Origin of the sequence: Streptomyces sp. CB02058 (assembly GCF_001905505.1) — a bacterium.
Classification (GTDB): domain Bacteria; phylum Actinomycetota; class Actinomycetes; order Streptomycetales; family Streptomycetaceae; genus Streptomyces.
In genome coordinates this window covers 836,166-850,380 of the sequence record NZ_LIPG01000004.1, presented here as the reverse complement: position 1 = coordinate 850,380, position 14,215 = coordinate 836,166, and the positions used below count along the sequence as shown (strand labels likewise).

Here is a 14,215-nt window from a genome sequence, read left to right as displayed (position 1 = left end):
ACGTCCCAAGGATCGGATGGCGGAGGCCCGAGAGGGACCTCGTGGAACAGTGGGGGACCAAACCGTGCAAGGTTCGCTTCCCGCCCCCCTCGGGGGCAACCCATTATTTCCACCGGCCACCAGGGCTCAGACGACGGGCCTGGTCGCCCGCTCCAGCTCGATGAGCGCCGAGCGGTAGCGGTGGCCCGTCGCCCGGTCCATCCCGATCTCGCACGTCCTGTTCGCCGACAGATAGGCGTCGTACGCGCGGCTGTTGACCTCCGCCGCCTCCTTGGCGGTGGCACTGTCCGGGAGCTCCTTGTGCAGCATGCCGCGGTCGCCGGCGAATCCGCAGCAGCCCGCGTCGTCCGGGACGACGACCTCGTCGGCGCACGCCTCGGCCACCGTACGCAGGTGCGCCACATCGCCCAGATGCTCCATGGAGCAGGTGGGGTGCAGGACGGCCGAGCCCGTCCTGCGGAACACCGTGAGGTGGGGGAGGAGTTCCTCGGCCGCCCAGACGAGCGAGTCGACGAACGTCATCTCCCGGTGCAGCGCCCGGTTGTCCTCGGTGAGATAGGGAACCACCTCGTGCGCCAGGCCGAGCGTGCACGAGGAGGCGTCGACCACCAGCGGCAGAGTGCCGCCCGCCGTCCAGCCCCAGGCGGCCTCCACGACGCGGTTGGCCATGACCGCGTTGCCCACGTCGTATCCCTTGGAGTGCCAGATCGTCGCGCAGCAGGTCCCGGAGACGTCCTCGGGGATCCAGACCGGCCGGGCCGCACGCGCGGACAGAGAGACGACCGACTCTGCCAGGGACAGAGCCCCGGCGTCCGCGGGACCGGCGAAGATGCGGTTCACACAGGCCGGGTAGTACACGGCGCTCGCGCCCGCCCGGGACGTGGGCGGAAGCGCGCGGGACGCCGCCCCGGGGATCTCGGGCAGCCACTCCGGCATCAGGTCGGGGCGTACGGCCTTGCGGGCGAGCCGGGTCACGGACCCCAGCAGCCGGTCACCCGCCGGGTGGCGGGTGATGAGCCCGGCCGCGCCGAGCGCGATCCGGGCCGAGGCCTCGACGGCCTTGAAGTGCTGTGCGGCCAGCGCCGCGACGCGTTCCTCGCGCGGTGAGTGACGCAGATGCCGGAAGCCCTTCATCATCGCGCCGGTGTCGATGCCGACCGGACACGCGAGCTTGCACGTGGAGTCGCCCGCGCAGGTGTCCACGGCGTCGTAGCCGTAGGCGTCGAGCAGCCCGGCCTCCACGGGGGAGCCGTCCGGCTGGCGCATCATCTCCCGCCGCAGCACGATCCGCTGACGCGGCGTGGTGGTGAGGTCCTCGCTGGGACAGGTCGGCTCGCAGAACCCGCACTCGATGCACGGGTCGGCGACCGGCTCGACCTTGGGGATCGTCTTGAGCCCGCGCAGATGCGCCTGCGGATCCCGGTCGAGGACGATCCGCGGCCCCAGCACCCCGTCGGGGTCCACGGCGCGCTTCGTACGCCACATGAACTCGGTGGCGACGGGGCCCCACTCACGCTCCAGGAACGGCGCGATGTTGCGCCCCGTCGCGTGCTCCGCCTTCAGTGACCCGTCGAAACGGTCGACCACGAGCGTGCAGAACTCGTCCATGAACGCGGCGTACCGGTCCACGTCGGCGGGCTCGGCGGCGTCGAAGGCGAGGAGGAAGTGCAGGTTCCCGTGGGCCGCGTGACCCGCGACGGCCGCATCGAAGCCGTGCACGGCCTGGAGCGCGAGCAGCGCCTCGCACGCCTCGGAGAGCCGCGAGGGAGGGACGGCGAAGTCCTCCGTGATCAGCGTCGTGCCCGAGGGGCGGGAGCCGCCGACGGCGGTGACGAACGCCTTGCGGGCCTTCCAGTACCCGGAGACCGTGGGGGCGTCCCGGGTGAACTCATTGGTCACGGACGGGGCGGGCGCCACCAGAGCGAGATCCGCGACGACTGCGGCCGCCTCCCGCTCACAGGCCGCCAGGGTCTCCTCGTCGGGGGCGCGGAACTCCACCAGCAGCGCCGTCGTGCCGTCCGGCAGTGCCGCCCAGTCCGAGGGGACCCCCTCGACGCTGACCGAGGCGCGCAGTGTGTTCCCGTCCATCAGCTCCACGGCGATCGCACCCGCCTCGTTGAACCGGGGTACCGCCGCAGCGGCAGCCGTGAGCGAGGGGAAGAACAGCAGGGCGGAGGAGACGAGGCGCTCCAGGGGCAGGGTGTCGAAGACGACCTCGGAGATGAAGCCGAAGGTGCCCTCGGAGCCGACCATGAGGCCACGCAGGATCTCCACGGGCGTCGACCCGTCCAGGAACGCGTCCAGGCGATAGCCGTTGGTGTTCTTGATCTCGTACTTGGCGCGGATGCGGGCGGTGAGACCCTCGTCCGCCTCGATGTCGGACTTGATGGCCAGCAGTTCGTCGCAGAGGCGTGCTTCCGCGTGGCGCAGCAGCTCGTCGGCGTCCGGCTCGCCCGTGTCGACCACCGTGCCGCTCGGCAGGACGAAGGTCAGCGAGGCCACCGTGCGGTACGAGTTCCGGGTGGTGCCCGCGGTCATCCCGGAGGCGTTGTTCGCGACGACGCCGCCGATAGTGCAGGCGATGGCGCTGGCGGGATCGGGACCCAGGATCCGGCCGTGGCGGGCGAGGGTGGCGTTGGCCCGCATGACGGTGGTCCCCGGACGGATCCGGGCCCGCGCGCCTCCGTCCAGGACCTCGATCCCCGTCCAGTGGTGGCGTACGTCGACGAGGATGTCCTCCCCCTGCGCCTGGCCGTTGAGGCTGGTCCCGGCGGCCCGGAAGACGACACCGCGGCCGTTCCCATGGGCGTAGGAGAGGATCGCCGAGATGTCGTCGAGGTCCTCGGGAACCAGCACGACCTGCGGGAGGAAGCGGTAGGGGCTGGCGTCGGAGGCGTACCGCACGAGGTCGGAGACCTTCCACAGCACCTTCTCCGGGCCGAGCAGGGCGGTCAGACCGGCCCGCAGTTCCGTCGGGGTCCCGGACGCCTTCCAGGCGGGCACCCGATCGGGGGACGGCGACCGGTCCGTGCGGGGACGCAGGGCTTCGGGCTTCGGCTCCAGCAGCGGCATGTCCGGGTCCCCTCGACGTCACGGTGCGGTGGCCGCACCGCATGCCTCAGCAGCGGCGGCGCTCCGGCATTCCGGCGACCAGAGCGTTCAGCAGACCGCCGAGCATCTCGCGCTGATCGGCGGTCAATGGAGCCAGGATCTCCTCTGCGGCGGCCTTGCGCGCGTCACGCATCGAACGGAGCACGGCCCGGCCCTCCTCGGTGATCTCGATCCGGACCACCCTGCGGTTGGTCGGATCAGGGGCGCGGCGCACCCGGCCCGCGGCCTCCAGGCCGTCCACGAGGGTGGTCACCGCACGGGGGACGACGTCCAGCCGCTCGGCGAGATCGGCCATCCGGGGGGCGCCGTCGTAGTGCGCGGTCGTGCGCAGCAGGCGGAACTGGGCCGGTGTGATGCCGATCGGCTCCAGCTGACGGCTCTGGATGCGCTGGAGGCGGCGTGTGAGCCGCAACAGCTGTTCGGCGAGCATGCCGTCGGAGTCGGGGGAGTCCATGAGGGAACAATATCAGGACCACGTTCATTGTGAGTAGAGGTAACAATGAGCTAGGCTCTCAAAATCGGCCCCGCATGTCCGCGCCCGCAGACCTCCGCGCCGGCCCGTGCACGCTTCGCCCCTTTCCCCGCACGCTCTCGAAGGAGCCCATGAAACCCGACGAACCCACCTGGACGCCCCCAGCCGCGGAGGCCGGGCAGCCGCCCGCAGAGCTGCGCCGCATCTTCCGGCTCTTCCGTCCCTACCGCGGACGGCTCGCCGTGGTCGGACTGCTGGTCGGCGCCGCCTCGCTGGTCACGGTCGCCTCGCCCTTCCTGCTCCGCGAGATCCTGGACACCGCGATCCCGCAGGGGCGCACGGGGCTGCTCACGCTGCTCGCGCTCGGCATGATCCTCACCGCCGTGATGACCAGCGTCTTCGGGGTCCTGCAGACCCTGATCTCCACGACGGTCGGCCAGCGCGTCATGCACGATCTGCGCACCGCCGTCTACACCCAGCTCCAGCGGATGCCGCTCGCCTTCTTCACCCGGACCCGCACGGGCGAGGTCCAGTCCCGCATCGCCAACGACATCGGCGGGATGCAGGCGACGGTGACCTCCACGGCGACCTCCCTGGTCTCCAACCTCACCTCGGTCGTCGCCACCGTGGTCGCCATGCTCGCGCTGGACTGGCGGCTCACCGTCGTCTCGCTGCTCCTGCTGCCCGTCTTCGTCTGGATCAGCCGCCGTGTCGGCCGGGAGCGCAAGAAGATCACCACCCAGCGTCAGCGCCAGATGGCGGCGATGGCGGCCACGGTCACCGAATCGCTGTCCGTCAGCGGCATTCTCCTCGGCCGGACCATGGGGCGTTCGGACTCCCTCACCAAGGCGTTCACCGAGGAGTCGGAGCGTCTGGTCGACCTCGAAGTGCGCTCCAACATGGCCGGACGCTGGCGCATGTCGACCATCGGCATCGTCATGGCCGCGATGCCCGCCGTCATCTACTGGGCCGCGGGCCTCACCCTTCAGTCCGGCGTCACGGCCGTCTCCGTCGGCACCCTGGTCGCCTTCGTCTCGCTCCAGCAAGGGCTGTTCCGGCCGGCCGTGAGCCTGCTCTCCACCGGGGTGCAGATGCAGACCTCCCTGGCCCTGTTCGCGCGGATCTTCGAGTACCTCGACCTCGAGGTGGACATCACCGAGCCCGAGAAGCCCGTCCGGCTGGAGAGCGTCCGGGGCGAGATCGCCTTCGAGGACGTCACCTTCGGCTACGACGAGAAGGGCGGCCCGACGCTGAGCGGCATCGATGTGACCGTGCCCGCCGGGAACAGCCTGGCTGTCGTCGGTCCCACCGGATCGGGCAAATCCACCCTCAGCTATCTGATCCCGCGTCTGTACGACGTCACCGGTGGCCGGGTCACCCTCGACGGGGTCGACGTGCGGGACCTGGACTTCGACACGCTCGCCCGTGCCGTCGGCGTGGTCTCCCAGGAGACCTACCTCTTCCACGCCTCGGTCGCCGAGAACCTCCGCTTCGCCAAGCCGGACGCCACCGACGAGGAGATCGAGGCCGCGGCGCGCACCGCCCAGATCCACGACCACATCGCCGCCCTGCCCGACGGCTACGACACGCTGGTGGGGGAGCGCGGGTACCGTTTCTCCGGTGGCGAGAAGCAGCGGCTCGCGATCGCCCGCACGATTCTCCGCGACCCGCCCGTGCTGATCCTCGACGAGGCGACCAGTGCCCTCGACACCCGTACGGAACACGCGGTGCAGCAGGCCATCGACCACCTGTCGAAGGGCCGCACCACGCTCACCATCGCGCACCGGCTCTCCACGGTCCGGGACGCGGACCAGATCGTCGTCCTGGACGAGGGGCGGATCGCCGAGCGCGGTACGCACGAGGAACTGCTCGCGATGGACGGGCGCTATGCCGCCCTGATCCGCCGCGACGGTCATCTTGCCCCGGCGGCCACATGAGCGGAACGGCCGTCCGGCCTCGGTGGAGACATGGCTCCGGCCTTCGCATGCGCACGACGGCCACCTGACCCTGGGGACCGCCCGGCCCAGCCGTCCGGCGGTGGCGGGACCGGAAGGCCGGGGCATCGGAAGGCCGGGGCATCGGAAGGGCGGGGCATCGGAAGGGCGGGCCCGCCCGCATGGACGCCCCGCGATACGGCATGATCGCGGCCCATGAGAGCACTGCTCGGGGTGGAACTCCCCGGATACCGGCCGCTGGACCACAACGGCGGCGAGCGCGGCGACGCCTGGACGAACGACGAGGGCGATGTCCTTTCGCTGCACTACTTCGCACTGCCGCCCGACCTCCCGGCAGGTCTGGACGACGGCCCCGCCCTGCGCGGCACCCTCACCCACTGGACGGCGCAGGCCGGCGGCGGACTGATCGAGGCCTCGGTGAAGCGGCTGGGCGGACTGCCCGCACTGCGGCAGATACTCAAGCTGCCGCTGCCCCAACAGCCCAGCGGGCAGGTGTTCATCGGCAGCTTCACGGTGCCGCGCCAGGGATGCAGCACGGTGGTCAAGATCCAGGCCCCCGAGCGCGGGATGACGGGGATGCGAGAGGCCGTCGTCATGGCGAAGGTCGGCCCCGACTCGTACTTCCGGCCGCACCCCTACGCCCCCGACGTGCAGGGCGGCCTTCCCTTCCACGCGGCCGACCACGCCCAGTGGGACACGGAGTTCCCCGCACATCCGCTCACCCGGGTGCGCCGGACGCTCGACGCGCTCGCGGATGCGGTCACCGTGGACCCGGGTTTCGCGGCTCTGCCCCCGTTCACCGGACCGGCCGCCGGAGCCTGACGGAGCCGGTCGCACGGCGGCGCCGCCGCCCCCTGGGACGGGGAGCGGCGGCGCCTTGTGCAGAGACGGTCAGACGAGCCAACCCACGAAGTGGACGACGCCGGCAAGCAGGTTGGTCAGGAAGTTCATCTGTTTTTCTCCTAGTGCGTGGTGCATCTGTGGGACATGCGCTGTAGCGGTCTGCAGCCCGCCGTGTGCGCTCAGTAATCATCAGCTGCCGCACGGGAGTTGAGCAACCAATCCTGGAACGACCACGCGTTCGAGCGAACACCCGATCCCGTGTTCGTGTGTTCTGGTGCTGCGTCGATCCGTTGTGGGGCCGCCGGTTCAGGCGGGCACCCCGCTGAGCAGCCGGTCGACCGAACGGACGGCCGCCCGCCCGGCCCGGTTGGCGCCGATCGTGCTGGCGGACGGGCCGTACCCGACGAGATGGACACGCTCGTCCCGCACGGCCCGGGTGTCCTCGACGCGGATGCCGCCACCCGGCTCGCGGAGCTTCAGCGGCGCCAGATGATCGACGGCGGCGCGGAAGCCGGTCGCCCACAGGATCACGTCGGCCTCGACGGTCCGGCCGTCGGCCCATGCCACCCCGTCCGGCGTGATGCGCTCGAACATGGGGAGCCGGTCGAGGACCCCCGCCTCGCGTGCGCGCCGTACGGCGTCGTTGAGCGGCAGCCCGGTCACGCTCACGACGCTCTGCGGCGGGAGTCCCTGCCGTACGCGCTCCTCCACCATGGCCACGGCGGCCCGCCCCTGGTCCTCGCCGAACGGTCCTTCCCGGAACACCGGAGGCCGGCGCGTCACCCAGTACGTCCCGGCCGCCACCTCGGCGATTTCCATCAGATGCTGGGTACCCGAAGCGCCGCCGCCGACCACGACCACTCTCAGTCCAGCGAACTCCGCAGGTCCGGGATAGCCGGCGGTGTGCAGCTGCCGTCCCCGGAAGGTCTCCTGGCCCGGGTAGAGGGGCCAGAACGGCCGGTCCCAGGTGCCGGTGGCATTGATCAGCGCGCGCGTGGCGTACGTACCCTCGGAGGACTCGACGAGCAGCCGCCCGCCTCTGCGTCCGGCCTCGGGCGCGGCATCGCTTCCGGGCTTGGGCACGGCGCCGCTTCCGCCTTCGTCGTCTCGCACGGCCTTGACCTCCACCGGCCGGTGCACCCGCAGGTCGAAGCGGCGCTCGTACGCCTCGAAGTACGCGCCGATCACCTCGGACGAGGGCCTGCTCCCGTCGGCTCCGGTCAGCTCCATGCCGGGCAGGGAGTGCATGCCGTGCACCTTGCCGTACGTCAGCGAGGGCCACCGGAACTGCCAGGCGCCACCGGGCCGGGGTGCGTGATCCAGCACGACGAAGTCCCGGTCGGGCTCGAGACCGGAGCGCCGCAGATGGTAGGCGGCGGACAGCCCGGCCTGTCCGGCGCCGATGACGACCACGTCCAGCTCACGCGTCCCGAAGTTGTTCACGTTTCTACCAACCCTGGGAGGCTCCGGGATCTTCCCGGAGCGCGTCCCTCCTGCCGCGCGCCACAATGGGCGCATGCCCGATTCCTTCGCCACGCACCTGCTGAACGTCACGACGGGACGGACCGAGACGGTCATGGACCTGACGGAGGACTGCGCGCAGTTCCTCGCCCGCACCGCCCACGGCAGAGACGGCCTGCTCAACATCTTCGTGCCCCACGCGACGGCCGGGATCGCGATCCTGGAGACCGGCGCCGGCAGCGACGACGACCTCCTCGCCGCGCTGCGGACCCTCCTCCCCGCCGACGACCGCTGGCACCATCGCCACGGCACCCCGGGCCACGGTCGCGACCACGTACTGCCCGCGCTGGTACCGCCGCACGCGACGTTGCCGGTGATCGGGGGGCGACTGGAGCTGGGGACGTGGCAGTCGGTCTGCCTGGTGGATACGAACATTTCTAATTACAACCGTCAGGTTCGGTTGAGCTTCCTGGGCTGACCAAGATCGCCCCCAGGGGTCGTGCCGCCGATTCTCCGTACCATGCGTGCGCGAACGGAGAGAATCTTGCACGGTACGACCCCACATGCGATCGAACGTCCCTACGACGGATGCGGTAAATGCCTGCTCGGCGTGCGGCGCCTGTCGCGCGTGAAGCTGGCGGCGTCGTCCCCTGAGCGTCAGCGGGAGAACGTCCTCACAGCCGCAGCGTCCGTTGGCGCGCACATCATCGGCTGGGCCGATGACTGGGAGGTCTCGGGCGCCACCGACCCCGTGTCCCGCCCGAAGCTGGGCCCCTGGCTCCGGGACGAGAAGGGCCCTTATGACGGTCTCGTCGCGGCCGCCGTGGACCGGCTGGGGCGCAACGTCGTCGACTGCCTGAACACCGGTTACAAGATGCGGGACGAGAAGAAGATGCTCGTCACGTACGGACACGACGGTGCGTGGGAGTTGGACGACCCGGCCGATGAGAACCGGTTCACGATGGAGGCCTGGGGCGCGCAGATGGAGCTCCGCGCGATCCAGCGCCGGAACCGCGACGCCACCATAAAGATCCGGGCAGCTGGCCGGCCGAAGGGCAAGCCTTCCTACGGCTTCCAGTACGTGCGAAAGGTCATGGGCGGCAAGGTCGACCACGTCGAACTACACCCCCACGCCTCGCAGGTGCTACGAGATGTCGCCCGTCGCATCCTGGCAGATCCCGAGAACGTCACCACCAGCAGTGAAGCGGCCCGCCTCAACCGCGCGGGCGAGGCATCGCCTGCGGACCGCCTGGCCACGATGTACGGGAAGCCGTCCGGAGGTCGGCCGTGGGCCCCGCAGAGCCTGAAGAACATCCTCATATCCGAAGCCACGCTTGGCTATTTGATGCACCAGCACAAGCCGGTGCTCGGCAAGGACGGGAATCCCGTAAGGCTCTGTGAGGGGCTGTGGGACTGGGCGACCCACGAGGTGTTGAAGCAGGTGATACTCAACCGAACGGTGCCTTGGGCACGTAACTCGAATCGTGAATACCTGCTTACGAAGATCGCCCTGTGCGGGCAGTGCCACACCCGGCTGTACACGCAAACCTCGAAGGACGCTCCTCCGCGCTACACCTGCACTGCCCGGAGTAAGACGTCGTTTCTTTTGGTGTGATCGTTCGTTGAACCGGGCATGACGGATCTCGTTGAGCGGCTGGTGCCAGACGAGTTATGGGTGTTGTTCCGGCGGGTGGTGCCGCCGACGGAGGTGGTACGTCCGCAGGGCGGGGGCCGTCGGCGGGCTGGTGACCGCGAGGCTCTGGCCGCGATCGTCTTCGTAGCTACTTCAGGCTGCACCTGGCGCCAGCTCCCGCCGGTGTTCGGTCCAAGCTGGCAGACGGTCTACCGGAGGTTCGCCCAGTGGAGCCGGGCCCGAGTCTGGGCGAGGCTGCACCGCGTGATCCTGGACGAACTTGGGGTCCGCGGAGAGGTTGACTGGTCGCGCTGCGCAATCGACTCGGTGAGCCTGCGGGCTGCAAAGGGGGGCTTCTGACGGGACCGAATCCGACCGACCGCGGCAAGTTGGGATCGAAAATCCACCTGATCACCGACAGAAATGGGCTGCCTCTGTCCCTGGGCATCTCCGGCGCCAACATGCACGACAGTCAGGGTTTGGAGCCGCTCGTGCGCGGTATCCCGCCCATCCGATCACGCCGCGGGCCGAGACGCCGCCGACCGGCGAAACTGCACGCAGACAAGGGCTACGACTACAACCACCTGCGCCGATGGCTTCGCGGGCGTGGAATCCGCCATCGCATCGCCCGTAAGGGCGTCGAGTCCTCACAACGACTGGGCCGCCATCGCTGGGTAGTCGAGCGAACCGTCTCTTGGCTGGCCGGCTGCCGCCGGCTCCACCGTCGCTACGAACGCAAGGCCGAGCACTTCCTCGCCTTCGTCGGCATAGCCGCACTCCTCATCTGCCACCGCCGATTAGCCGCTCTGCTCAGGACCTGAGCTGGCCCTGCTGCACGTCGAAACAGATCAGCCCCATCGAGTCAGCCAGGGCTGCCGCGTAGGCCGACGCTTCCTCGGCCATGCTCCAGTTCATTCCGAAGTAGATGAGCGGACCGCTTGCACCGTCGATCAAAGGCCCGACCGACCAGGGCGAGGTCTCCTCATCGTCTTCGGTGATGTCGCACCACCGCTCAAGAAGAGCGGTGATGTAGGCCGCGATGAGTTCGGACGCTGGCTCCCCGGCCTCGCCATCGAGATAGCGGTCGTAGAGGTCACTGAAGAAGCGGCGGGCGGTCTTGGCATCCGGAGGCCGATCGCCTTCCCAGACAGCCAGGTCGTAGCTCATGCCCGGAGGCTCTCACACCGCACTGACACACATTTGAGCCGGTCAACGGCACGCGCAACAGCCAAAAGAAACGACGTCTTAAGCGGAGTGTGGTGGAGTCGAGGGTCAGCAACGTAGACAACTGTCGCTTCTCAGATGTCGAGTAGTTGCCGGAGGGCGTCCGGGCTGAGGCGCTTGTCCGCATCGGTGACAGCCCCGTTGAAGCGGACCCCTGCGGTTCCGAGGATTTCTGCGGGGGTGTCCGTTCGGGTACGGTCCGCCCACTGGAAGCCGTTGCCGACTCGTCCTGCTGCATTCAAGACACGCCAAGGGCTGGGACATTGGCCGCAGGTACTCAGGTGTCTTCCGACCGGAACGGCCTGGCTGCCGATCACCGTCGCCACGTCGCCGTAGGTGGTCCACCGTCCGGCCGGGACAGCGCGCAGCAGGGTGTGCAGCTCCGTCCACTGGTGGCCCCCCACCTCAAGGCCCGCCCCGGTGCCCGGGTGCTGGTGGTGGCCCGCGGCAGCATCGGCCTCTACGTGTGCGACATCGCCCGCGCGCTTGGCGCCGGAGACGTCCTCTACGTCGACCCCGGCCCGGTACACCGCAAGCTAGCCGAGGCGTTCGGGGCCCGTACCGCTGAGTCGATCGAGCCCGTCCGGCATGGGTTCGACATCGCCGTGGAAGCCACCGGCCGCGTCGACCAGCTCACCCTCGCGCTCGGCTTGCCCCGGAAGGGTTCTGCGAGTCGGCGGGCGACCGCTTCCGCCCCGGCGGACTCCCCTGCTGGACATGTATCTCACGGGAGTCACCCTGCGCATCGCGCGTTCGCGGCCACATCCCCGACGCGCTGGCCCTCGCCGTCCGGGGAAGTCACACCGCGGCGCGTCGTCTCGCACGTCCTGGACTGGGACCAGCTGCCCGAGGCCCTGCCCGAAAGCGCCTCAAGCCCGTCTTCGTCCGTGGTGGCGACTCCGGCCATGGGGTCTAGGCCCTGTTTTGTCAGGTGGTCCGCCGGCTGGGACGGTGCTGAGCGGAGCCGTTCGGGGTGAGGGCTGCCAGGCGCACTGTGTGGTGGTGAGGGCCAGTTGGGGCAAGTTCCCTGGAATCAGCAGTGCTGCGAAGCCCCAGGCCGATGGGGGTACTGGGGCTTCGTTCATGCGGGGAAAGCGGTTGTGTGGCCGGTCAGCGGTTGAGGACTTCCTCGATCTTGGTGGCCACCTGCTTGGCCTGGATGTCGCGGCCCTTCGCGTTGGGGTGCGCGTACCAGGGGATCTTGGTGCCGAGGAGCTCGAGCTGGGATTCCTCCAGCAGGCCGCCGATGCCCCGGTCGGCGCCGTCGCACGCCGTGTTGGCGCCGGTGCTGGCGTAGAGGTCGACGTAGTCGGCGCCGCCTTCGGCGTCGGCGGCGGCCTTCTTCATGGCGTCGTTCAGCCGCTTCTGGATCTGGTCCAGGACCGGCAGGGCGTCCTGGGGGATGTCGGCGAACGGCAGCTGCGTCTGGCCGGGCGCAGCGGTCTGGCACTTGGTGGTGTCCTCGGGCACGAGCCTGGGGTAGCCGACCAGGACGCGCTTCGCGTCGGGGGCGAAGTAGCCGATGCGGTCGAGCAGCTCCTCCAGCTCATATCCGACCCGCTCGAACTGGCCGTCCAGCCACTGCTTCCCGTCCCCGGTCTCGAAGAACTCACCGCACTTGGCAGCCGGCTCATCCGTGTCCACCGGGTCTCCCGGCAGCAGAGAGGGCTTCCGGAGTTCGTCGGAACACTGCTTCAGGATGCGGTTGAAACCCAGTGTGTTGCCGCCCAGGCTTCCCACGGTCAGCTGGGTGTCCTGCTTGAGGGCGTCCTGCTGCGCCGGGAGCGTCCCGGCGCCGAAGGGCAGCTCCTGCTTCTGCCAGAAGTCATGGATGAGCGCGCCTCCGCAGGAGACGTCGGCCTGGAGGTCGAGCGTGATGTCCTTGTCGGCCAGGCGCCGGGTGGCGACGGCGGGATAGTTGTCCGTGGCCTGGAAACACCAACCCCTCTCGCTGTCCTGGTTGTTCACGGGAGAGATGCCGAAGTTGGCGGTGTAGGAGTCGCCGAAGAAGACGGTCGGCACCGGCTCGGTGGGCGCCGCGGCGGCACCTCCCGCCGGGACGGCGAGCGCCAGGCAGCTGCCGAGCGCGATCGTGGCGGCGGCCAGCCGCCGCACCCTGGGAGTGGTGGTGGTCTTACGCATGGCAGAAGACATGGCTGTGCCCTTTCATCGGGGCCCACGAAAAGAGGGAATGAGAGAAGAAAGTAACGCTATGTATTCATTCATAAACGAGACGTAATGGTCCAGTGGCAGCGAAGGGCAACCGGGCGATCTTGGTCAGCCTCGTCACGCCGGGTCGTCTCGCCTGCTCAGCGGGGGTGTCGAGGAGGAGCGGCTGCCGAGATCGAGAACGTTCATGATCCGAACGGGGAGAGCCGGTGTGGCCGCGATGCGAGCCGGACTGCGAGGCCGCCTGCTGGTGGGGCGACAGGAGTCGACACACGACCGTTCCTGTCGAACGAATGAGCGGCCGCCATAAATGTGCGCAGCAGTCGACACGGCTGCGCAGCTCGAACCGGCCAGAATTCCGCCTGCGACGAGGTCACCCAGGCTGTCTCACCCCTGAGCCTCGGACGAGGGGAGGTCCGGGAAACCGCAACACAGCCACTGGTGGATCGCCGCGACGTGAGCGGCGGCCTCGAACCGAACCGAGAGCTTGTCATAGCGAGTGGCGACCGCCTGATGCTGCTTCAGGCGGCCGATCCCGCACTCGACCGCGTGCCGGGCCTTGTAGTCCTGCCAGTCGACGGCAGGCGGGCGGCCACCCGTACGGCCACGACTCTTGCGGTTGCGCACCTGGGCGACCGGCTCGGGAGCCGTGCACCTGATCCCACGCCTGCGCAGGTAAGTGCGGTTCGCGCGAGAGGAATACGCCCTGTCTCCCCGCACCCGCAGCGGGCGAGTCCGTGGCCGGCCACCACTGGGCCTGGGAACCCGGATCGCGTTCAGGACCGGCTCGAACTGAGGACTGTCGCCCCGCTGGCCTGCCGTGACCAGCAGCGACAACGGTTTCTGACTCTGCTCGCACGCCAGATGGATCTTCGTGGTAAACCCGCCACGGGACCTGCCCAGTCCGTGGTCGTCCGGCTCATGCCCGACTCCGCCGGGCGGCTCCTTCTGCTCGGCGGCGTTCCGGCGGGCACCAACTGCGTGCTGGTGGGCACGGCAGAACGTGGAGTCGACGTTGATCTCCCAGGTGATCAGCCGGGCCGCATCGGCCCGTGCCTGCGACAACGTCAGCAACCGGGCCCACACACCATGCCGTTGCCATCTGCGGAACAGTCCGTAGACAGTTTGCCGGGGCCCGTAATACTCATGCGGCAGGTCACGCCATGGGACACCGGTTCGTACCCGCCATCGCGCGCCGTCCACGAGTCGCCGCCGGCCCGGCGACCTGCGGCTGACGCCCACCGCGGGCAGCAACGACTCCAGTACCGACCACTGCTCATCGGAAAGATCCCCGCGCCCCACAAGGCCGATCATCCCGGTGCAGGACGACAGCCAGAAGACCCACCT

12 protein-coding genes and 1 pseudogene are annotated in these 14,215 nt (G+C 69.4%); 6 read left to right on the top strand and 7 right to left on the bottom strand.

Annotated features, from left to right (window positions below; translation table 11 throughout):
• Positions 1-126: 126 nt before the first annotated feature.
• Entirely contained in the window at positions 127-3,072 is a 2,946-nt protein-coding gene (locus tag AMK10_RS24270; RefSeq protein WP_073749997.1) for an FAD-binding and (Fe-S)-binding domain-containing protein, read from the bottom strand.
• Between the two features lie 46 nt (positions 3,073-3,118).
• A complete protein-coding gene (locus tag AMK10_RS24265) occupies positions 3,119-3,565 on the bottom strand; it encodes a MarR family winged helix-turn-helix transcriptional regulator (RefSeq protein WP_073749996.1) in 447 nt (148 codons plus the stop codon).
• Between the two features lie 149 nt (positions 3,566-3,714).
• Here AMK10_RS24265 and AMK10_RS24260 point away from each other — a divergent pair, with 149 nt between their 5' ends.
• The gene (locus tag AMK10_RS24260; RefSeq protein ID WP_073749995.1) at positions 3,715-5,520 is read left to right on the top strand and encodes an ABC transporter ATP-binding protein; all 1,806 of its coding nucleotides are present in this window, start codon (positions 3,715-3,717) and stop codon (positions 5,518-5,520) included.
• Between the two features lie 213 nt (positions 5,521-5,733).
• A complete protein-coding gene (locus tag AMK10_RS24255) occupies positions 5,734-6,360 on the top strand; it encodes a hypothetical protein (protein ID WP_073749994.1) in 627 nt (208 codons plus the stop codon).
• A gap of 327 nt (positions 6,361-6,687) precedes the next feature.
• On the opposite strand, the gene AMK10_RS24250 is transcribed toward AMK10_RS24255, so the two are convergent.
• Positions 6,688-7,824 (bottom strand): FAD-dependent oxidoreductase, encoded by a 1,137-nt coding sequence (locus AMK10_RS24250; protein WP_073749993.1) that lies wholly within the window; start codon positions 7,822-7,824, stop codon positions 6,688-6,690.
• Positions 7,825-7,897: 73 nt separating this feature from the next.
• On the opposite strand from AMK10_RS24250, the gene AMK10_RS24245 reads away from it, so the two are divergent.
• The 3 genes from AMK10_RS24245 to AMK10_RS37065 all read left to right on the top strand — a co-directional run bounded on the left by AMK10_RS24245 (position 7,898) and on the right by AMK10_RS37065 (position 10,296).
• Positions 7,898-8,320, top strand: coding sequence for a secondary thiamine-phosphate synthase enzyme YjbQ (locus AMK10_RS24245; protein WP_073749992.1), 423 nt, complete (start codon positions 7,898-7,900; stop codon positions 8,318-8,320).
• Positions 8,321-8,386: 66 nt separating this feature from the next.
• Positions 8,387-9,457 carry a recombinase family protein gene (locus AMK10_RS24240; RefSeq protein WP_241839655.1) on the top strand — a complete coding sequence of 357 codons (1,071 nt, stop codon included), beginning with the start codon at positions 8,387-8,389 and terminating at the stop codon, positions 9,455-9,457.
• 18 nt (positions 9,458-9,475) lie between these two features.
• Positions 9,476-10,296 (top strand): IS5 family transposase gene (locus AMK10_RS37065; protein ID WP_382567254.1). Its coding sequence is split into 2 segments (ribosomal slippage): positions 9,476-9,823 and positions 9,826-10,296, totalling 819 coding nucleotides; the frame shifts between segments, so codons are not numbered across the junction.
• On the opposite strand, the gene AMK10_RS37500 is transcribed toward AMK10_RS37065, so the two are convergent.
• Both AMK10_RS37500 and AMK10_RS24220 read right to left on the bottom strand, forming a co-directional pair.
• On the bottom strand, positions 10,286-10,642 hold the full coding sequence (locus tag AMK10_RS37500) for a hypothetical protein (protein ID WP_073749989.1): 357 nt from the start codon (positions 10,640-10,642) through the stop codon (positions 10,286-10,288). The genes AMK10_RS37065 and AMK10_RS37500 overlap by 11 nt on opposite strands.
• A gap of 131 nt (positions 10,643-10,773) precedes the next feature.
• Positions 10,774-11,103 carry an MGMT family protein gene (locus AMK10_RS24220; protein ID WP_107428488.1) on the bottom strand — a complete coding sequence of 110 codons (330 nt, stop codon included), beginning with the start codon at positions 11,101-11,103 and terminating at the stop codon, positions 10,774-10,776.
• On the opposite strand from AMK10_RS24220, the pseudogene AMK10_RS38745 reads away from it, so the two are divergent.
• Positions 11,089-11,615: pseudogene (locus tag AMK10_RS38745) on the top strand (zinc-dependent alcohol dehydrogenase); the annotation flags it as partial. The gene AMK10_RS24220 and the pseudogene AMK10_RS38745 overlap by 15 nt on opposite strands.
• A gap of 194 nt (positions 11,616-11,809) precedes the next feature.
• Here AMK10_RS38745 and AMK10_RS24210 read toward each other — a convergent pair.
• Together AMK10_RS24210 and AMK10_RS24205 are read right to left on the bottom strand one after the other, a co-directional pair.
• Complete coding sequence (locus tag AMK10_RS24210) at positions 11,810-12,853, bottom strand: SGNH/GDSL hydrolase family protein (protein WP_241839654.1); 1,044 nt, start codon at positions 12,851-12,853, stop codon at positions 11,810-11,812.
• Positions 12,854-13,255: 402 nt separating this feature from the next.
• Entirely contained in the window at positions 13,256-14,170 is a 915-nt protein-coding gene (locus tag AMK10_RS24205) for an IS5 family transposase (RefSeq protein WP_382566309.1), read from the bottom strand.
• Positions 14,171-14,215: the final 45 nt, after the last annotated feature.